General features: G+C 73.2%; 19 protein-coding genes. 14 read left to right on the top strand and 5 right to left on the bottom strand.

Annotated elements, in window-relative coordinates:
- The first annotated feature begins 361 nt into the window (after positions 1 to 361).
- Positions 362 to 1,336 (top strand): cytochrome c oxidase assembly protein, encoded by a 975-nt coding sequence (locus ACIO5D_RS00250; protein WP_363614570.1) that lies wholly within the window; start codon positions 362 to 364, stop codon positions 1,334 to 1,336.
- 189 nt (positions 1,337 to 1,525) lie between these two features.
- Entirely contained in the window at positions 1,526 to 2,524 is a 999-nt protein-coding gene (locus ACIO5D_RS00245; protein ID WP_363614550.1) for a YdcF family protein, read from the top strand.
- 72 nt (positions 2,525 to 2,596) lie between these two features.
- On the opposite strand, the gene ACIO5D_RS00240 is transcribed toward ACIO5D_RS00245, so the two are convergent.
- The 3 genes from ACIO5D_RS00240 to ACIO5D_RS00230 form a co-directional block, all read right to left on the bottom strand.
- The gene (locus ACIO5D_RS00240; protein WP_363614548.1) at positions 2,597 to 4,816 is read right to left on the bottom strand and encodes an NADP-dependent isocitrate dehydrogenase; all 2,220 of its coding nucleotides are present in this window, start codon (positions 4,814 to 4,816) and stop codon (positions 2,597 to 2,599) included.
- 183 nt (positions 4,817 to 4,999) lie between these two features.
- Positions 5,000 to 5,356, bottom strand: a complete 357-nt coding sequence (locus ACIO5D_RS00235; protein WP_400756765.1) for a DUF4180 domain-containing protein — start codon at positions 5,354 to 5,356, stop codon at positions 5,000 to 5,002.
- Positions 5,349 to 5,777 (bottom strand): helix-turn-helix domain-containing protein, encoded by a 429-nt coding sequence (locus tag ACIO5D_RS00230; RefSeq protein ID WP_363614544.1) that lies wholly within the window; start codon positions 5,775 to 5,777, stop codon positions 5,349 to 5,351. The genes ACIO5D_RS00235 and ACIO5D_RS00230 overlap by 8 nt, the downstream gene beginning before the upstream one ends.
- Before the next feature lie 235 nt (positions 5,778 to 6,012).
- Here ACIO5D_RS00230 and ACIO5D_RS00225 point away from each other — a divergent pair, with 235 nt between their 5' ends.
- The gene (locus ACIO5D_RS00225) at positions 6,013 to 6,312 is read left to right on the top strand and encodes an SAV_915 family protein (protein ID WP_400793363.1); all 300 of its coding nucleotides are present in this window, start codon (positions 6,013 to 6,015) and stop codon (positions 6,310 to 6,312) included.
- Positions 6,309 to 6,638 carry a hypothetical protein gene (locus tag ACIO5D_RS00220; RefSeq protein ID WP_363614540.1) on the top strand — a complete coding sequence of 110 codons (330 nt, stop codon included), beginning with the start codon at positions 6,309 to 6,311 and terminating at the stop codon, positions 6,636 to 6,638. Before ACIO5D_RS00225 ends, ACIO5D_RS00220 begins: the two co-directional genes overlap by 4 nt.
- A 62-nt stretch (positions 6,639 to 6,700) precedes the next feature.
- On the opposite strand, the gene ACIO5D_RS00215 is transcribed toward ACIO5D_RS00220, so the two are convergent.
- Positions 6,701 to 7,570 carry an EamA family transporter gene (locus tag ACIO5D_RS00215; protein WP_400651385.1) on the bottom strand — a complete coding sequence of 290 codons (870 nt, stop codon included), beginning with the start codon at positions 7,568 to 7,570 and terminating at the stop codon, positions 6,701 to 6,703.
- Positions 7,571 to 7,866: 296 nt separating this feature from the next.
- On the opposite strand from ACIO5D_RS00215, the gene ACIO5D_RS00210 reads away from it, so the two are divergent.
- Together ACIO5D_RS00210 and ACIO5D_RS00205 are read left to right on the top strand one after the other, a co-directional pair.
- A complete protein-coding gene (locus ACIO5D_RS00210) occupies positions 7,867 to 8,802 on the top strand; it encodes a serine/threonine dehydratase (RefSeq protein WP_400793734.1) in 936 nt (311 codons plus the stop codon).
- A 315-nt stretch (positions 8,803 to 9,117) separates the two neighbouring features.
- Entirely contained in the window at positions 9,118 to 10,794 is a 1,677-nt protein-coding gene (locus tag ACIO5D_RS00205; RefSeq protein ID WP_400651382.1) for an APC family permease, read from the top strand.
- Positions 10,795 to 10,873: 79 nt separating this feature from the next.
- On the opposite strand, the gene ACIO5D_RS00200 is transcribed toward ACIO5D_RS00205, so the two are convergent.
- Positions 10,874 to 12,499 carry an FAD-dependent monooxygenase gene (locus ACIO5D_RS00200; protein WP_363614534.1) on the bottom strand — a complete coding sequence of 542 codons (1,626 nt, stop codon included), beginning with the start codon at positions 12,497 to 12,499 and terminating at the stop codon, positions 10,874 to 10,876.
- Between the two features lie 309 nt (positions 12,500 to 12,808).
- Between ACIO5D_RS00200 and ACIO5D_RS00195 the strand changes: the two genes are divergently transcribed.
- The 8 genes from ACIO5D_RS00195 (at position 12,809) to ACIO5D_RS00160 (ending at position 18,987) form a co-directional block, all read left to right on the top strand.
- Positions 12,809 to 13,975: a SchA/CurD-like domain-containing protein gene (locus ACIO5D_RS00195; RefSeq protein ID WP_400793361.1), complete on the top strand. Its 1,167-nt coding sequence runs from the start codon at positions 12,809 to 12,811 to the stop codon at positions 13,973 to 13,975.
- 40 nt (positions 13,976 to 14,015) lie between these two features.
- Positions 14,016 to 14,441 (top strand): cupin domain-containing protein, encoded by a 426-nt coding sequence (locus ACIO5D_RS00190; protein ID WP_363614530.1) that lies wholly within the window; start codon positions 14,016 to 14,018, stop codon positions 14,439 to 14,441.
- Positions 14,438 to 15,694 (top strand): beta-ketoacyl-[acyl-carrier-protein] synthase family protein, encoded by a 1,257-nt coding sequence (locus tag ACIO5D_RS00185; RefSeq protein WP_363614528.1) that lies wholly within the window; start codon positions 14,438 to 14,440, stop codon positions 15,692 to 15,694. The genes ACIO5D_RS00190 and ACIO5D_RS00185 overlap by 4 nt, the downstream gene beginning before the upstream one ends.
- A gap of 5 nt (positions 15,695 to 15,699) precedes the next feature.
- A complete protein-coding gene (locus ACIO5D_RS00180) occupies positions 15,700 to 16,941 on the top strand; it encodes a beta-ketoacyl synthase N-terminal-like domain-containing protein (RefSeq protein ID WP_363614526.1) in 1,242 nt (413 codons plus the stop codon).
- 106 nt (positions 16,942 to 17,047) lie between these two features.
- Positions 17,048 to 17,308, top strand: coding sequence for an acyl carrier protein (locus ACIO5D_RS00175; RefSeq protein WP_363614524.1), 261 nt, complete (start codon positions 17,048 to 17,050; stop codon positions 17,306 to 17,308).
- 1 nt (position 17,309) lies between these two features.
- Complete coding sequence (locus ACIO5D_RS00170; protein ID WP_363614522.1) at positions 17,310 to 17,765, top strand: SRPBCC family protein; 456 nt, start codon at positions 17,310 to 17,312, stop codon at positions 17,763 to 17,765.
- A 5-nt stretch (positions 17,766 to 17,770) separates the two neighbouring features.
- Positions 17,771 to 18,103 carry a TcmI family type II polyketide cyclase gene (locus ACIO5D_RS00165; protein WP_363614520.1) on the top strand — a complete coding sequence of 111 codons (333 nt, stop codon included), beginning with the start codon at positions 17,771 to 17,773 and terminating at the stop codon, positions 18,101 to 18,103.
- Positions 18,104 to 18,321: 218 nt separating this feature from the next.
- Entirely contained in the window at positions 18,322 to 18,987 is a 666-nt protein-coding gene (locus tag ACIO5D_RS00160) for a class F sortase (RefSeq protein ID WP_400793358.1), read from the top strand.
- The last annotated feature ends 194 nt before the right edge of the window (positions 18,988 to 19,181 follow it).

The following is a 19,181-nucleotide window of genomic DNA, read 5'->3' as shown; positions in this document are numbered from 1 at the left end:
GCTCGACGATTCTGCAGCACGACCCGGGCCTTGCCGCAAGCCCCCCGGTGCGCTATAAGTTGGGAGTGGAAAGGAGTGGGTACTCCCCTTTCCCATTCATCGTCCGATATGAACGGACAAGCCCTCCGCCGACCAGATCCTTCCATGCCGGGGGCCTCCGCTGCGAGCCCGTTCGACGGCCGCCGATTCGGCGGCCCCGACGGCCTGTCCCACTTCCCGGCCGTCCGGGCGGGGGGCGGGGCGCGGGCCGGGGTAAGGCCCGCCTAGGCTGTGTCCCGAAGCAAAACGGGCGAACCGGACCCCTCCGGGGGACCGCGAGGACGGAAAGCAGGACCCGCCGATGGGCGACGGAATGTCAGGCATGCACCACCACGGCGGGATGACACAGCTGGGCCCCTTCTCCCTCTCCAACGTCTGGACCTGGTCCCCCGACTGGGTGTTCCTGATCGGCAGCCTGGTCGCGCTGGCGCTGTACGCGACCGGCGTGGTGCGGCTGTACCGGCGCGGCGACCGCTGGCCGATCGGCCGGAGCATCGGCTGGGCGGCGGGCGTCGGCACGGTGATCCTGGTCACCTGTACCGGGCTGAACGACTACGGCATGGCGCTGTTCAGCGCGCACATGATGCAGCACATGGTGCTCTCCATGCTGTCGCCGATCCTGTTGCTGCTCGGCGCGCCGATCACACTGGCGCTGCGCGCGCTGCGCCCGGCCGGCAAGGGCCGGCCACGCGGGCCGCGCGAGCTGCTGGTGGCGCTGCTGCACAGCACCTACGTCCGGGTGATCTCGCACCCGGCGTTCACCATCCCGCTGTTCATCGCAAGCCTGTACGGGGTCTACTTCACCCCGTTGTTCGACTTCCTGATGCAGTACCGGCTCGGGCACATCTTCATGATGGTGCACTTCCTGGCCACCGGACTGGCGTTCTTCTGGCCGATCATGGGCGTGGACCCGGGCCCGCACCGGCCCGGCCATGTGATGCGGATCATCGAACTGTTCATGGGCATGCCGTTCCACGCCTTCTTCGGCGTGGCGGTGATGATGGCCAGCCACCCGCTGGTGACCACCTTCACCGAGGCGGGCGCACCACCCGGCACCGACCTGCTGGAGGACCAGAAGCTGGCCGGCGGTATCACCTGGGCGTTCGGCGAGATCCCGACCGCGATCGTGCTGATCGCGCTGGTCTACCAGTGGATGGGCTCCGAGCAGCGCCAGGCCCGGCGCCGGGACCGTGCCGAGGACCGCAACGGCGACGCCGAGCTGACGGCGTACAACGCCTACCTGGCCTCGCTGGACAAGCGGAGCCAGCGCCCGGCCCCGGCGGCCGACGCCGGCTGACCGGCCCTCCCCGCCGCAGGCACCGCGGAACCCCCGCCCGATCCGGGCGGGGGTTCCGTCGTTTCCGGGGCCCGGCCCCTCCCGCGGCTGCCTGCGGGCTCAGACCGGACCGCCTCCGGCGGCTTCCTGCTCCCCCGCCGGACCCATCGGACCCGCCGGACCCGCCGGACCCGTCCTAGGATCCGGAACATGCAAGCGCTTCTCATGGCCGCCCTGCTCGCCGTGGTCCTGCTGTCCCGGATCCACGAGCCGAGACGGTTCGGCAACGGGGTGCTGATCGGGCTGATCGGGGTGTGCGTCGCGCTGGGGACGGTGAGCCTGGTCGGGCACGTCTCCGCCCCGGCGGGGCGCGCCGTCACGGCCGGGGCGGCCTCCGCGGTCTGGCTGAGCGGGCTGGTGACGGCCGGGCTGCTGGTGGCCAACGGGGTCACCATGGTCCGCCGCGAGGGCACCCGTCCGGCGAGCCTGCTGGCGCTGCTCACCGGCGCGGCCGTGCTCGCGCTGCTGGGGCTGCTGCTCTCCGCCACCTACCTCGACGTCCGCGCGCTGCGGGCGGCGGCCGGGGCCGCCCTGCTGATCGGCGGGTACGCGGCGTTCCTGCTGCTCTGCTTCCTCGGCTACACGCTGCTGTACCGGCGGGTGGTGGTCCGCCCCGGCTACGACTACCTGGTCGTCCTGGGCGCCGGGCTGGACGGCTGCGAGGTGCCGCCGCTGCTGGCGGCCCGCCTGGACCGCGCGCTGGAGCTCTACCGCGCCGCGGAGGCGGCCGGGCGGCCGCCCCTGGTGCTCGTCACCGGCGGCAAGGGCCCGGACGAGGGCTGCACCGAGGCCTCGGCGATGGCCGACTACCTGGTGGCCCGCGGCTGCCCGGCCGAACGGATCCGGCGGGAGGACCGGGCGACCAGCACCACCGAGAACTTCGCGTTCGGCCGGGAGCTCATGGAGCGCGAGCACCCCGGCTACCGCTGCACCGTCGTCACCAGCAGCTTCCATGTGCTGCGCTCGGCCGTCACGGCCCACCGGGCCGCCGTCCCGGGCCATGTCGTCGGCGCGCCGACCGCCGGGTACTACTGGCCCAGTGCCGCGCTGCGCGAGGCGGTCGCGACGGCCGCGCTGTATCCGCGGGTCAACGCCGCGGTCTGCCTGGTGCTCGCCGCGGCCGGAGCGGTGACCGGCTGGCGGTGGTGACCGGCCCGCCGCTGACGCGGAGAGGTCCCCGGGTCGTGGACCCGGGGACCTCCCTGTTCAGCTCGTCGACGGTCAGCCGAGGTTGGCCAGCGCCTCGTTGAAGGTCTTCGACGGACGCATCACGGCCGCGGCCTTGGCGGCGTCGGGCTGGTAGTAACCGCCGATGTCGACCGGCGAGCCCTGGACGGCGATCAGCTCCTCGACGATGACCGCCTCCTGGTCGGCCAGCGTCTTGGCGAGACCGGCGAACGCCTCGGCCAGCGCGGCGTCGGCGGTCTGCTGCGCCAGCTCCTGGGCCCAGTACAGGGCCAGGTAGAAGTGGCTGCCGCGGTTGTCGATGCCACCGAGGCGGCGGCTCGGCGACTTGTCCTCGTTGAGGAAGGTGCCGGTGGCGCGGTCGAGGGTGTCGGCCAGCACCTTGGCGCGGGGGTTGTCGGTGGTCTGGGCCAGGTGCTCGAAGCTGACCGCGAGGGCGAGGAACTCGCCCAGGCTGTCCCAGCGCAGGTAGTTCTCCTTGACCAGCTGCTGGACGTGCTTCGGGGCGGAGCCGCCGGCACCGGTCTCGAACAGGCCGCCGCCGTTCATCAGCGGGACGACCGACAGCATCTTGGCGCTGGTGCCCAGCTCCAGGATCGGGAACAGGTCGGTCAGGTAGTCACGCAGCACGTTGCCGGTGACCGAGATGGTGTCCTCACCGCGGCGGATGCGCTCCAGCGAGAACTTGGTGGCCTCGACCGGGGACTTGATCTCGATCTGCAGGCCGGCGGTGTCGTGCTCCGGCAGGTAGGTCTTGACCTTCTCGATCAGGACGGCGTCGTGCGCGCGGGTCTCGTCCAGCCAGAAGACGGCCGGGTTGCCGGTGGCGCGGGCGCGGGAGACCGCCAGCTTGACCCAGTCCTGGATCGGCAGGTCCTTGGTCTGGCAGGCACGGAAGATGTCGCCGGGCCGGACGGCCTGCTCCAGCACCACGTTGCCCTCGGTGTCGACCAGCCGGACGGTGCCGGCGGTGGCGATCTCGAAGGTCTTGTCGTGGCTGCCGTACTCCTCGGCCTTCTGCGCCATCAGGCCGACGTTCGGCACCGAGCCGATGGTCGCCGGGTCCAGGGCGCCGTGGGCGCGGCAGTCGTCGATGACGGCCTGGTACACGCCGGAGTAGCTGCTGTCCGGCAGGACGGCCAGGGTGTCGGCCTCCTTGCCGTCCGGGCCCCACATGTGGCCGGAGGTGCGGATCATGGCCGGCATCGAGGCGTCGACGATGACGTCGGACGGCACGTGCAGGTTGGTGATGCCACGGTCCGAGTCGACCATGGCCAGGGCCGGGCCCTCGGCCAGCTCGGCGTCGAACGAGGCCTTGATCTCGGCGCCGTTCGGGAGCGCGTCCAGGCCCTTGAGGATGGCGCCGAGGCCGTCGTTCGGGCTCAGGCCGGCGGCGGCGAGCGCCTCGCCGTACTGGGCGAAGGTCTTCGGGAAGAAGACGCGGACCACGTGGCCGAAGACGATCGGGTCGGAGACCTTCATCATGGTGGCCTTGAGGTGCACCGAGAACAGCACGCCCTCGGCCTTGGCCCGGGCGATCTGGGCGGCCAGGAACTCGTTCAGGGCGGCGGCGCGCAGCACCGAGGCGTCCACGACCTCGCCCGCGAGCACCGGCACCGACGGGCGCAGCACGGTGGTGGCGCCGTCCTCGGCCACCAGCTCGATGCGCAGCGAGCCGTCCGCGGCGATCACGGCGGACTTCTCGGTGGAGCGGAAGTCGTCGGCGCCCATGGTGGCGACGTTGGTCTTGGAGTCGGCCGTCCAGGCGCCCATGCGGTGCGGGTGCGCCTTGGCGTAGTTCTTGACCGAGGCGGGGGCGCGGCGGTCGGAGTTGCCCTCACGCAGGACGGGGTTGACGGCGCTGCCCTTGACCTTGTCGTAACGGGCGCGGACGTCCTTGTCCTCGTCGGTCTGCGGGTCGTCCGGGTAGTCCGGCAGCGCGTAGCCCTGCTGCTGCAGCTCGGCGACGGCCGCCTTCAGCTGCGGGATGGAAGCCGAGATGTTCGGCAGCTTGATGATGTTGGCGCCCGGGGTCTTGGCGAGTTCGCCCAGCTCGGCGAGGGCGTCCTCGATCCGCTGGCCCTCCTCGAGACGCTCCGGGAAGCTCGCGATGATCCGCCCGGCCAGGGAGATGTCGCGAGTCTCCACCTGTACGCCGGCCGTCGAGGCGTAGGCCTGGACCACGGGCAGGAACGAATACGTTGCCAGGGCAGGCGCCTCGTCGGTGTGCGTATAGATGATGGTCGAGTCAGTCATCGGTACTCCGCTTCACGTCTCCAACGTCTTGATGTCAAGATATCTCGTGATTGCCCCTTCGCTCCACCTCCCCCCGCTCCGGAGCGCACGCCGGGCGCCCGGTGGGCTCGTCGGGAGTCAGCTCCACCGTCGTCCCGGGGCGGGCCCGGGGCAAACGGAGCACCGCCGGAACCGGCCCAAGACCTAGGACTGTCCGGCCAGGCGCCGGTCGAACTCGGCGGTGTCGGACACGAACCAGAGCTGGCGGCCGCCGTTGCTCTCGCGGACGAAGTCCCGCAGGGCGCCGCTGGCGGCGGTGTGCCGGGAGATGTCGCCGACGACGGCCAGGCCCAGGCGGTAGTTGGCGAACTTCTGGACGATCCCGCCGGCGATCCGGGTGCTCAGCCGGAAGAAGTCGTCCTCGAGGCGGGCCACCGGGACGACGACCCAGGTGGCGCCCTGCCCGAAGGCGTCGCCGATCACGTCGGTCGCGTCGTGCTCGTCGCGCAGCGGCGGGCCGTCGGCGGGCAGCCACAGGACGGTGGCGGTGGGCTCAGACATGGCGGTTCTCCCCGATCAGCGCGTTGACGATGGCGAGCAGCTCCGCGGTGTCGGCGAGCCCGCCCAGAATGATCACCTTGAGCGCCGACCGCTCCTCGTGGTGGACGGTCTCGACGAACAGCCGGCCGCCGGCCGCCCGGGGGCCGGCGATCGCGGCCATGACCGTGTTGCTCAGGCGCGCGGCCTCCTCGACGCCGACGCCGTCGATCCGGACGACCGTGGACGCCTCGGCGTGCCGCCGCTCCGGCTCGGGGGCCGGGGCCGGGGTGCCGGTGAACGCCTCCAGGTCGGAGCGGGTGATCCGGTACTGCTTGCCGATCCGCGTCGCCTTCAGCCGACCGTCCCGGACGTAGCCGCGGACGGTGCGGACGTGCAGGCCCAGCAGTTCGGCCACCTGTTCCACCGAGTAGTACTGCGACACCGACCGCCACTCCCTTCCCATTTCCCTATACTTACGCAAACTACCATTCGGATGGTCCTTATAGGTAACGATAGTGACGGTTCACGGGCAGGCCGCCGGGCCGAACGTCAAGAGTCCGTCAACGCACCGCTTCATTCGGTCAACGCCGCGTCAGGACGGGCGCCGCCGGGCGGAACGCGGCCTAGCGTCGAGGAAGCAGTTCCGGCAGGCCCCTCCACCACTCGGGAGCACCCGCATGGCCCGCGTCGTCTGGCACGTCCCGGTCACCGTCACCGGACGCACCACCGTCCTCCGCCTCTTCCGCCTGTGCGACGGCCGCCGCCGCGCGGTCGGCTTCAGCTCCGCCGAGGCGCCGGCCGCCCTCCTCGGGCCGGCCCGGTCCGCCACCGAACCCGGTGAACCGGCCCTGCGCGGGCTGACCACCCCGCTCGGCGTCGACACGCTGGTGCTCGACCCCCGACTGGTGGCGCCGCCGGTCGCCGGCACCGCCGCCCGTCCGACACCCGCCGCGGCCGCACAGCTCCAGCACCGGTGACGGCTCTCCAGCTGCTCCCCGGAGACCGGCAGCCCGAACGGGCCAGGACACTGCATGCCCTGGCCCGGATCCGCTTCGGCCCGGTGCCGCTCGACTTCGACCGGCTCGCCGCCGAGTTCCCCGCCGTCCAGAGCGGTCTCGCCCTCGCCGGCGAGGCCGACCTGGAGCTCCGTCTCGCCTGCACCGGCCCCGAGGAGTTACGCGCCATCTCCACCGCGCTGCTCCGCGCGGGCGCCGCACGCGTCAGGATCGACCTCGTCCTGCGCGCGCTGGCGCCCGCCGCGCCCGCGCTGCGGTCACTGCCCGCGCCCGCCCGGAGCCGCTGACCGGGGAACCCGGTCCGCCCGCCGCCCCCGAGGGTGCGACGGGCGGACCGGCCCGGGGCCGCTCAGCCGGACTCGCGGGCGAGGGCGGCGACGGCGGTGAGCAGCAGGGCGGAGCCGGCCAGGAGCGCGGGGGTCACCTCCTCGTCGAAGAGGGCGGTCGCGATCAGCGCCGCCGTGGCGGGTTCGAGCAGGACGAGGACCGAGGCGGTGGCGCCGGGGACGACGGTGAGACCGGCGAAGTACCAGCGGTAGGCGAGCAGGGTCGGCACCGTGCCGAGGAAGAGCAGGGCGCCGGCCGTCAGGGCGAGGTCGCCCGCGGTGGGCAGGACACCGGCGGCCGCGGCCGCCGGCAGCAGGCAGAGCGTGCCGGTCGCGAACGCGCCCGCCGTGGCCCCCGTCGAGCCGCCGCCGCGCGCCCAGAGGGTCAGTCCGCTCTGCACCGCGCCCGCCAGCACGGCGAGCGCGACACCGAGCGCCGGGCGCGGGCCGGCCGCCGGGGCGGCGACCAGCAGCGCCAGCCCGGCCAGTGCCAGGGCGATCGCGGACACCGCCCGTACGGTGAGGCGCTCGCCGAGCAGCAGATGGGCGCCCAGGCTGGTCAGGACGGGCCCCGCGCCGATGGTGATCAGGGTGCCCAGCCCGAGGCCCGCGTACTGCACCGAGCCGAAGTAGGCGGCCTGGCTGACGGCCAGCCCGAGCCCGGTGAGGACGGCGGCCCCGCGCCGGCCGGGCGTGGCGCGGCGCCGGCCGGACGGCAGGAGGGTCAGACAGGCGGCGGCAACGGCCAGGCGCCAGAAGCAGACGGACACCGGGCCCAGTCCGCTGGTGCGCAGCAGCAGCGCCGCCGCCGCTCCGCCCACGCCCCAGGCGACCGCGGCGGCCGAGATGGACAACAGGCCGCGCCGGAACGGCACGGCGGTGTGCGAGGTCATGCGTCGGTTCTCCACGATGAGATGCCGGATGAGGTCCGCGGGTGGTGCGGGCGGCAGCTATCGACCCGGTGGCGGCAGGGCCGCCGGGCAGGGAGTCGTGGAGTGTGCCGCCCGCTATCGGACGGGCGGCGGCAGGATCACAGGACGCATACGGGTCAGGGTACGCGGCCGGGCCGTCGACGACGGCCCGGGCCCGGGCCGCCCGCGGCCTTCTCATCGTTCGCTTGCGCAACGTACGGTCGGGCCGGGACATGGTGGAGGTCGGCCTCCGCCCCCGGGCGGAGGAGAGCAGCGGCGTGGACCACCTGACATACGACGAGGTCAAGGCGGCCGGGGAGCGGATCGCGGGCCGGGTACGGCCGGTGGCGGTGGCGCCGGGGGACGACGGCGGACGGGTCTGGCTGGCGCTGGAGTTCCTGCAGCACACCGGGAGCTTCAAGGCGCGCGGGGCGCAGAACTTCCTGCTGGCGCACGCCGAGGCGGGCGGCCTGCCGGCGGCCGGGGTGACCATCGCGTCGGGCGGGAACGCGGGGCTGGCCTGCGCCTGGGCGGCGCGTGAACTCGGCGTGCGGGCCACGGTGTTCCTGCCGGAGACGGCACCGGCGGTGAAGCTGGCCCGGCTGCGCTCGTACGGTGCCGAGGTGCGGCTCGCGGGCTCCGAGTACGCGGAGGCGCTGGCCGCCTGCGCGGAGTTCGCGGCGGAGAGCGGCGCGCTGACCTCGCACGCGTACGACCACCCGCTGATCGCGGCCGGGGCGGGCACCGTCCTGGAGGAGATCCGGGCCCAACTGCCGGGCCTGGACACGGTGGTGGTGTCGGTGGGTGGCGGCGGGCTGTTCGCGGGCGTGGCGGCCGCCGCCCGGGAGCACGGCGTCCGGGTGGTGGCGGTGGAGCCGGAGCGCAGCCGGGCGCTGAACGCGGCGCTGGCGGCGGGTCACCCGGTGGACGTCACGGTGGAGTCGGTCGCCGCCGACGCACTGGGGGCCCGCCGGGCCACCGCGCTCGCCGTGCACGCCGCCCAGCACGACGGTGTGCGTTCGGTGCTGGTCCCGGACACCGCCATCGTCCGGGCCCGGCAGGGGCTGTGGGACGAGCGCCGGATCGCGGTGGAGTACGCGGCCGCCACCGCCCTCGCCGCCGTGGAGGCGGGGGAGGCCGCGGAGGGCGAGCGGGTCGCCGTGCTGCTCTGCGGCGCCAACACCGACCCGTCGGACCTGGCGGCAACCCGCTAGCGGGCGGAGGAAGTTCGTACCCGCCCGCCCCTGGAAGGCGCCGCATCACCATGCGGCGCCTTCCATTTCCATAAGCGCGTCGGCCGTTCACAATGCCACCCTCGGGGGCATTCTCAATTCCCGCTCAAATCCCCGGACCTACTGATCGGTCACGTAACGAGTCCGCGACCGCACCACCCCCTACCAGCGCGTATATCCAGAAAAGTACGTAAACATTCAGTAACGGAATCTGTGCAGGCGCCTCTGCATGCGCCTACTGTGTGGCAACTCTCCTTGCTCCGACCACCGGGGCCCCCACACACAGAGAGACGACGAATGGTTTCCCTCAACCAGCTGTCCTCGCCGGGCACGGGCACCGGCTCCGATTCCCCCACCGGAGCCCCCAGTCCCTCCCACCGCTCGTTGCGCCGCGAGGTCGGCCTGATCGGCCTGCTATGGGCTTCGGTCGGCTCCATCATCGGCTCCGGCTGGCTGTTCGGCGCCAAGAACGCCGTCGTGGTGGCGGGCCCGGCGGCTGTCGTCTCCTGGGGCATCGGCGCGGTCGCGATCGTCCTGCTCGCGCTGGTGCACGCCGAGCTCGGCGGGCTCTTCCCGGTCTCCGGCGGCACCGCGCGCTACCCGCACTACGCCTTCGGCGGCCTGGCCGGCATGTCGTTCGGCTGGTTCACCTGGCTGCAGGCCGCGACGGTGGCGCCGATCGAGGTCGAGGCGATGATCGGCTACGCCGGGCACTGGGAGATCGCGCGGAGCCTGCTCAACGACAACGGCACGCTCACCGCGAGCGGTTTCGTGGTGGCGACCTTCCTGATGGCGATCTTCGTCGCCGTCAACTTCCTCGGTGTGCGGGTGCTGGCCCACACCAACAGCGTCGCGACCTGGCTGAAGATCTTCGTCCCGCTGTTCGCCATCTTCGTGCTCGCCGTGACCAACTTCCACGGCTCCAACTTCACCTCGCACGGCTTCGCGCCGTTCGGCGTCAAGGGCGTGCTGGCCGCGATCAGCTCCAGCGGTGTGATCTTCGCCCTGCTCGGCTTCGAGCAGGCGATCCAGATCTCCGGTGAGAGCCGCAACCCCAAGCGCGACATCCCCCGCGCGGTGCTCGGCTCGGTGGCCGTCGGCACCCTGATCTACACCCTGCTCCAGGTCGTCTTCATCGGCGCGCTGCCCGCCACCTCCTTCGCGGGCGGCTGGGGCAACCTCGACTTCCCCGGCATCGAGGGCCCGTTCGCCGGCCTCGCCACCCTGATCGGCCTCGGCTGGCTCGCCTGGGTGCTCTACTTCGACGCCATCGTCTCCCCCGGCGGCACCGGCCTGATCTACACCACCTCGACCTCCCGGATCTCGCTCGGCCTGAGCAAGAACGGCTACGCGCCGCAGCTCTTCGAGCGGCTGGACAAGCGCGGGGTGCCGTGGTTCGGGCTGATCACCTCCTTCGTCACCGGGGTGATCTGCTTCCTGCCCTTCCCCAGCTGGCAGGAGCTGGTCGGCTTCATCACCTCCGCCAGCGTGCTGATGTACGCCGGTGCCCCGCTGGCCTTCGGCGCGCTGCGGCGCCGGCTGCCCGAGCGTGAGCGCTCCTACCGGCTGCCGCTGGGCGGGCTGATCTCCCCGGCCGCGTTCGTGGTCTCCAGCCTGATCATCTACTGGTCCGGCTGGCACACCCTGTCCCGCCTGGGCGTCGCGATCCTGATCGGCTACGCCCTGCTCGGCGGCTACGCCGCGTACGCGATCCGCAAGGGCCTGCCGAACGCGCCCCGGCTGGAGTGGCGCGCCGCCCAGTGGCTGCCGGTCTACCTGGTCGGCCTCGGGATCATCTCCTGGCAGGGCGGCTTCGGCGACGGCCTGGGCAACCTGCCGATGTGGTGGGACATCGCCGTGGTCGCCGTCTTCTCGCTCGTGGTCTACTTCTGGGCGATCCGGGTCGCCCTGCCCACCGACGCGATCGAGCGCAACATCGAGGACGTCGAGGTGGTCGACGAGGGCGGCCACTGACCCTCCGCGCCACCCGCGTGTGGGCCCGCCGATCCGGCGGGCCCACACGTCGTCCGAGGCACGTCCGACGGCTCCCGCCCTACAGCTTCAGCACCGCCCGCAGCGCCGCCGCCACGGCCGCCTCCGGATCGTCCACGGCCCCCTCCGAGCGCCAGGCGACGAAGCCGTCCGGGCGGACCAGCACCGCGCCGTCCCGCCGGACACCGTGCAGCTCGGCGAAGTCCGCGCCCGGCTCGGGCGCCAGGTCGTCCTCCGCGCCGGTGCCGATCCGGTAGCCGTCCAGCGGCACGGCCAGCCGGTCGGCGGCCCGCCGGGCGCCCTCCTGCCAGGCCGTCCCCTCGGGGCCGGTGAGCAGCACCATCGTCTGCTCGTACAGGTCCAGGGTGGAGAGCCGGACCCCGGCCCGCAGCAGCCACTGGTGCGGCGCCCGGCTGCCGGGCTCGCCCGCCGACTCGAACCGCTCCGGCACCACCGCACCGGCCGGGTCCGCCCCCGCCACCGCGCCCACCGGGTAGCGGTAGCCGAGCGCCACCGCCAGCACCCCGGCCTGCCGGCCGGCCCCCGGGACCACCGAGTACCCGGGGTGGCTGTGCTCGGCGGACCGGGCCGAGGCCCGCGCGCTGGTGACCTCGGCGACCGGGCGGCGCTCCTGACCGTACGTCTCCAGCAGCTCCGGGCCGGCCCAGCCGCAGAGCACCGCGGCCAGCTTCCAGGCCAGGTTGTGCGCGTCCTGGATGCCGGTGTTGGAGCCGAACGCGCCGGTCGGCGACATCTCGTGCGCCGAGTCCCCGGCCAGGAAGACCCGCCCGCCGGAGTAGCGCTCCGCCACCCGCTCCGCCGCGTGCCAGGGCGCCCGGCCGGTCACCTCCACGTCCAGGTCCGGCATACCGATGGCGGCCCGGATGTGCCGCACGCACCGCTCGTCGGTGAACGCCTCCAGCGGCTCGCCGTCCTCGGGGTGCCAGGGCGCGTGGAAGACCCACTCCTCCTGGTTGTCCACCGGCAGCAGCGCGCCGTCGGCCGTCGGGTTGGTCAGGTAGCAGGCGATGAAGTGGCGGTCGCCCACCACCTCGGCCAGCCGCTTGGCCCGGAAGGTGATGCTGACGTTGTGGAACAGCTCGCCCTTGCCGGTCTGGCCGATGCCCAGCCGCTCCCGGACCGGGCTGCGCGGACCGTCCGCCGCCAGCAGGTACCGCGCCAGCACCCGCCGCTCCTCGCCGGTCTCCCGGCTGCGCAGCAGCGCCGTCACCCCGTCGGCGTCCTGTTCGAAGGAGACCAGCTCGGTGCTGAAGCGGACGTCCCCGCCCAGCTCGCGGGCCGACCGCAGCAGCACCGGCTCCAGGTCGTTCTGGCTGCACAGGCACCACGAGCTGGGGCTGAACCGGGCCAGCCGGCCGCCGGGGTCGATCTCCCGGAACAGCCACTCCTGCTCCTCACCGGTCAGCGAGGGGGCCTGCAGGATGCCGTGGTTCGCGGCGAGCACCGAGGCCGCCTCACGGATCGCCGGCTCGATGCCGGCCACCCGGTAGAGCTCCATCGTGCGGACGTTGTTGCCTCGGCCACGCGGGTGATGCGAGGTGTCCGCGTGCTTCTCGACCAACAGGTGTCTGACACCCAGTCGGCCCAGGAAGAGGGAGGCCGACAGCCCGACCAGCGAGCCGCCGACGATCAGGACCGGCACCCGGTCGTCAACTTTCGGATTCATCAGTTGCTCCAGCCTGTAAGGGGATCCGCGGCACCGCCGCGGTGGCCCATGCCGCCCTCCGCGGGGCCGGCGTGGACGGCCCCCGTCCTTCCATCCCCCGCGCCGACGGCCTTCTGCCGCCCCTTCGCCCGGATGGCCCGCATATCTCGCGCCGTCCGTGGGCTCCGCGCACGATCGACCTCAGGCCTGGCGCCGACCGCCCGGGCCGAACGCCTCCGCCCGCCGCACCGCCCGCCGTCCCACCCGAGATCCCCGCCGGACGCCGCCCACCGCGGCCCGCGGCGAGCGGCCCAGAGCAGAAAGTGGATCATGACGACTCTGTCAGAACCTCAGGCGCGGCAGCACGCCGACTCCGACACCCGGCTCCGGGTGGTGCTGATGCTGGAGATCCAGGACGGCGCCCAGCAACGCTTCCTCGACGTCTACGAGAACCTCCGCCACCAGGTGGCCTCGGTTCCCGGCCACGTCAGCGACCAGCTCTGCCAGTCGATCAACGACCCGCGGCAGTGGCTCATCACCAGCGAGTGGCGGGACCAGGAGACCTTCCTGAAGTGGGTGGAAAGCCCGGCGCACCGCGAGATGGTCAAGCCGATGCACGGCTGCGTCAGCGACACCTTCCGCTCGATGCGCTACACCATCCTCCGGGAGACCTCCGTGGCCGGGGCCACCGGCACCGCCCGCCCCGTCGAGGTGCCGCCCGGCCTGCCGCGCACCACGCCCGCCGGACACGTCGGCCCGCCGAAGGCCGACCCCGGCCCGGACGGCGTCGTCCGGCACGCCCTCACCTTCACCGTCAAGCCCGGCAGCGAACACGAGGTGGCCCGGATCCTGTCCGGCTACACCTCGCCCAAGGCCGAGGTGGACGAGACCACCCGGCTGCGCCGCACCTCGCTGTTCATGCACGGCAACCGGGTGGTCCGGGCCGTCGAGGTGATCGGCAACCTCGGCGACGCGCTGCGCCATGTCGCGATGCAGCCCGAGGTGCGGAGCGTCGAGGCGGAGCTCAACCCCCATCTGGAGGAGGCCCGCCAGCTCGGTGACCCGCAGTCCGCGCGCGCCTTCTTCGCCCGCGCCGCGCTGCCCGCCGGACACCAGGCGGTCGCCGGCTCCCCCACCGCCGGCCGGCTGCACCGGCACGCCGTGCTCTACCCGGTGAAGCCCGGCAGCGGGCAGGCGGTCGCCGACCTGCTCGCGGCGTACGACGACGAGGCCACCGCCGACCCGACCGGGCCGGTCGTGACCGGCACCGTCTTCCACCGGGACGACACCGTGGTCCGCCTGGTGGACCTCCGGGTGCCCGCCGAGGCCGACCCGGCGGCGGCGCTCGGCGTGGCGGGCGAGCGCGAGGCCGCCGCCCTCGGCCGGCTGCTCGACCTCGGCCCCGGGGGCGACCTGCGCACCGTCGCCGGGCTCAGCCGCTTCCTCGCCGCCCGGGCCATGAGCCCGGTCACCGACCGCAGCTCGCAGGACAGCTGACCAACCACCCGATCCCAGCCCAGCCCCGGAGGAAGAAACCATGTCCACGCAGTACCCACGGATCGTGCACGTCGACGAGGCGCCGGAGAACCGTCGGCGCGGAGGCGATCTGCGCGCCATGCTCACCCCGACCACCTGCGGCGCCACCAGCGGGTTCATGGGCCTGGCCATCGTGCAGCCCGGCGAGCGGATCGGCGAGCACTACCACCCGTACTCCGAGGAGTTCGTGTTCGTGGTCTCCGGCGACCTGGAGGTGGACCTGGACGGCGTCACCCGCACGCTCAAGCCCGACCACGGCCTGATGATCCCGCTCAACATGCGCCACCGCTTCCGCAACGTCGGCGACACCGAGGCCCGGATGGTCTTCCACCTCGGCCCGCTGGCACCGCGCCCGGAACTCGGCCACGTCGACACCGAGGAGACCGCGACGTCCGGCCCGCCGGAACACGCCAAGGCGGCTTCGTGACCAGGCGTGTCGCCGTCACCGGAATCGGCGTGGTCGCACCCGGAGGCGTGGGCGTGCCGGCCTTCTGGCGGCTGCTCACCTCCGGCCGGACGGCGACCCGGGGCATCACGCTCTTCGACCCCGCCGGATTCCGTTCCCGGATCGCCGCCGAGTGCGACTTCGACCCGGCGGCCCACGGGCTGAGCCAACATGACGTCCAACGAGCCGACCGCTACGTGCAGTTCGCGATGGTGGCGGCGGACGAGGCGATCGCCGACGCGGGCCTGGACCTGGCCGCGGAGGACCCGTGGCGGATCGGCGTCTCGCTCGGCACCGCCGTCGGCGGCACCACCCGGCTGGAGCACGACTACGCCCTGGTCAGCGCCGGCGGCGCGCGCTGGGACGTCGACCACCTGCGGGCCGAGCCCCAGCTGCACCGGGCCTTCGCGCCCAGCACCCTCGCCTCGACCGTCGCCGAACGGGTCGGCGCCCACGGCCCGGTGCAGACGGTCTCCACCGGCTGTACCTCGGGGCTGGACGCGATCGGCTACGCCTTCCAGGCGGTCGAGGAGGGGCGCACCGACATCTGCGTCGCCGGTGCCTCCGACTCACCGATCTCCCCGATCACCGTCGCCTGTTTCGACGCCATCAAGGCCACCAGCGAGCGCAACGACGACCCGGAGCACGCCTCCCGCCCCTTCGACGCCCACCGGGACGGCTTCGTGCTCGGCGAGGGCGGCGCCGTCCTGGTGCTGGAGGAGCTGGAGCACGCCCGCCGTCGCGGCGCCCGGATCTACGGCGAGATCGGCGGCTTCGCCACCTTCGGCAACGCCTACCACATGACCGGCCTCACCCAGGAGGGGCTGGAGATGTCCCGGGCGATCGACGACGCCCTCGACCACGCCCGGGTGGACCGCACCGGCGTCGACTACGTCAACGCGCACGGCTCGGGCACCAAGCAGAACGACCGGCACGAGACGGCGGCCGTCAAACGTTCCCTCGGCGGGCACGCGTACAAGACGCCGATGAGCTCGATCAAGTCGATGGTCGGGCACTCGCTCGGCGCGATCGGCGCGATCGAGCTGGTCGCCTGCACCCTCGCGCTGGCCCACGGCGTGGTACCGCCGACCGCCAACTACGAGACTCCGGACCCGGAGTGCGACCTCGACTACGTACCGCGCACGGCGCGGGAGCTGCCACTCCGTCACATCCTGTCGGTCGGCAGCGGATTCGGCGGATTCCAGTCCGCCGTTGTGCTCAACAGAACGGGGTGAGATCCATGACGTCACGTCAACAGGGCCGCCGGTCAGCGGTCACCGGCCTGGGCGTGGTGGCGCCGAACGGCGTGGGGGCCGACGCCTTCTGGAAGGCCACCAGGCAGGGCGTGAGCGTCCTCGACCGGATTTCCCGCGAGGGCTGCGCGGATCTTCCGCTGCGCGTCGCGGGCCAGGTGCGGGACTTCGACCCGCAGGCCGTGATCGACGGCCGCTACCTCGTACAGACCGACCGCTTCACGCACTACGCGATGGCGGCCGCCGACCTCGCTGTGGCGGACGCCGGGTTCAGCCCCGACCCCAAGGATCCGTTCACGGTCGGCGTGGTGACCGCGGCCGGCTCGGGCGGCGGCGAGTTCGGCCAGCGCGAACTCCAGCAACTCTGGGGTCAGGGGCCGAAGTTCGTCGGCCCCTACCAGTCCATCGCCTGGTTCTACGCGGCCAGCACCGGCCAGATCTCGATCCGCGGCGGCTACAAGGGCCCCTGCGGGGTGGTCGCCAGCGACGAGGCCGGCGGCCTGGACGCGCTCGCGCACGCCGCCCGCGCGATCGAGCGCGGCACCGACGCGGTGGTGGTCGGCGCCGCCGAGGCCCCGCTGGCGCCGTACTCGATGGTCTGCCAGCTCGGCTACCCCGAACTCAGCCTCGCCGAGCACCCGGACCGGGCCTATCTGCCGTTCTCCCCCGCCGCCAACGGCTTCGCCCCCGCCGAGGGCGGCGCGATGCTGCTGCTGGAGGACGAGGAGGCCGCCCGCCGGCGCGGCGCCACCGTCCGTGCCCTGCTGGTGGGACACGGCGCCACGTTCACCGGCGCCTCCCGCTGGGAGGATTCCCGCGAGGGTCTGGCCAACGCCATCCGGATAGCGATGAACGACGCGCGGATCGCCGCGGAGGAGATCGACGTGGTCTTCGCCGACGCCCTCGGTGTCCCGGCCGCCGACCGAGCCGAGGCCCTCGCCCTGGCCGACGCCCTCGGCCCGTACGCCGAACGCGTCCCGGTGACAGCACCCAAGACCGGCACCGGACGCGCCTACTGCGGCGCGCCGATGCTGGACACGGCCGCCGCCGTCCTCGCGATGGAGGACGGCGTCCTGCCGCCCACCCCCAACGTCACCGAGGTCTGCCATGAGCTCGCCCTGGTGACCGGCCATGCCCGACCGGCCGAACTGCGCACCGCGCTGGTGCTCAGCCGCGGGCTGATGGGCTCCAACGCCGCGCTGGTGCTCCGGCGCGGCCGGCTGGACTGACCGGGCCCGACCGTTCCCCCGGTCCGGCTCGGCTCGGCTCCCGATCGCCTGTCGGCCCGCCTGTTGATCCGTCTGTTGATCCGCTCTTGTTTTGAAGGGACATCCCGTGAACAACACCCTCAGCTATCCCGAACTGGCCGCCCTGATCCAGGCCCGGGCCGGCGTCGTGGTCAACCCGCTCGACCTGGAGCGCCCGGGCGCGAGCTTCGACCAGTTCGGCGTGGACTCCCTCGGTCTGCTCGGCGTGGTCGGCGAGCTGGAGAACCGGCACGGACTCAAGGTCGCGTCCGGCGCGGAGTCGTCCAAGACCCCGGCCGAGTTCGTGGAACTGGTCAACGCCTCGCTCTCCACCACGGCAGGTGCCTGAGATGCCCGGACACACGGACAACGAGATCGTCATCGCCGCGCCGCTCGACCTGGTCTGGGAGATCACCAACGACCTGGAGAACTGGCCGCAGCTGTTCAGCGAGTACGCCTCGGTCGAGGTGCTGGAGCGGGAGGGCGACAGCGTGCGCTTCCGGCTCACCATGCACCCCGACGAGAACGGCCAGGTCTGGAGCTGGGTCTCCGAGCGCACCACCGACCGGGCCTCGCTCGCGGTGCGCGCCCGCCGGGTCGAGCCCGGGCCGTTCGAGTTCATGGACATCCGCTGGGAGTACGCGGAGGTCCCGGCCGGCACCCGGATGCGCTGGATCCAGGACTTCGCGATGAAGCCCACCGCGCCGGTCGACGACAAGGGCATGGTCAACCACATCAACCGCAACTCGCGGGTCCAGATGCAGCTGATCCGCGAGAAGGTCGAGAAGCAGGCCGGGGAGGTGTGAACGGGATGCACCGCGCACTGATCGTCGCCCGGATGAAGCCGGACGCGGCCCAGGGCATCGCCGACGTGTTCGCCGAGTCGGACCGGGGCGAACTGCCGCACCTGATCGGCGTCACCGGCCGCAGCCTGTTCCAGTTCGGCGACGTCTACCTGCACCTGATCGAGGCCGACCGCCCGCCCGGCCCGGCCGTCGCCAAGGTGATCGGCCACCCGGAGTTCCGGCAGGTCAGCGACCGTCTCACGGCCTACGTGCAGGCGTACGACCCGGCCACCTGGCGGGAGCCCAAGGACGCCATGGCGCGTGAGTTCTACCGCTGGGAGCGCGGCGGGCCCAACTGACCTGCCCCGCCCTCCGTGGAACCGCCCCCGGCCCGCGCCGGGGGCGGTCCACAAGACCGAGGAGAAGACGCCGCACAGCGGCGCGCACACCGGCGGTGGCGGCCTGGCGCTGCCCGGCGGCGGGCTCGCCTCCCCGCCACGGCCACCGCCTCCCGCACCGGCCCCGGCGACGGCACCCGGAGCGGCGCACCCGACATTGATGCCGAAGGAGTGGAGTGATGGCCGGTCCCGTCCCTGGTACGTCCCGGCTGCTGCGCACGGGTATGGGCGCGATGGCGGCCGGTCTGCTGCTGATCTACAACTCGGTCGGCGCGAAGCCCTCGTCCGGACCGGTGCTGGGCCTGGCCGCTCCCCCGGCCGCCATCGGGGCCGCCGGGGCCGGTCCGGGTTCGGCCGCCGCACCGGGGGCGCCGGCGCTGAAGCCGGCCATTCCGACCCGGCTGCGGATCCCGCAGATCGCCGTGGACGCGCCGTTCACCGAGCTCACCCTGGACGCGGCCGGCCAGCTCAACGCGCCGCCCCTGGACGACAAGAACCTGGTCGGCTGGTACCGGGACGGCGCCACCCCCGGCGAGCGCGGCAGCGCGGTGGTGGCCGGGCACGTGGACACCGCCAAGGGTCCGTCGGTGTTCCTGCTGCTCAGCCTGCTGCTGCCGGGCAACAGGGTCGAGGTGACGCGCGCGGACGGCACGGTCGCCGTCTTCTCGGTGGACTCCGTGGAGACCTTCGCCAAGAACGCCTTCCCCGACCAGAAGGTGTACGGGAACACGCCGGACGCGCAGCTGCGGCTGATCACCTGCGGCGGTACGTACGACCGCACGCGCCACGACTACCTGGACAACGTGGTGGTCTTCGCGCACCTGGAGTCCTCGCACAAGGCCTGACGGGCGCGCTGACACGGGGCTCGGCTCCTGGTCCGGTGTACGGCTGGACGCGCGGCCCGGGCTGCGGGACCCGGCCATGGCGGCGGGGGGGGGGGGGGCCCCCCCCGCCGCCCGGGGCCCGCGGCCGGGGGGCGCGCGCGGGGGCGCCGCCCCGGGGGCGGCGGGCGGCCGCGCGGGGGGGGGGGGGGGGGGCC

The organism is Kitasatospora sp. NPDC087315 (genome assembly GCF_044744345.1).
Classification (GTDB): Bacteria; Actinomycetota; Actinomycetes; order Streptomycetales; family Streptomycetaceae; genus Kitasatospora.
This window is presented reverse-complemented; position numbering and strand designations above follow the sequence as displayed.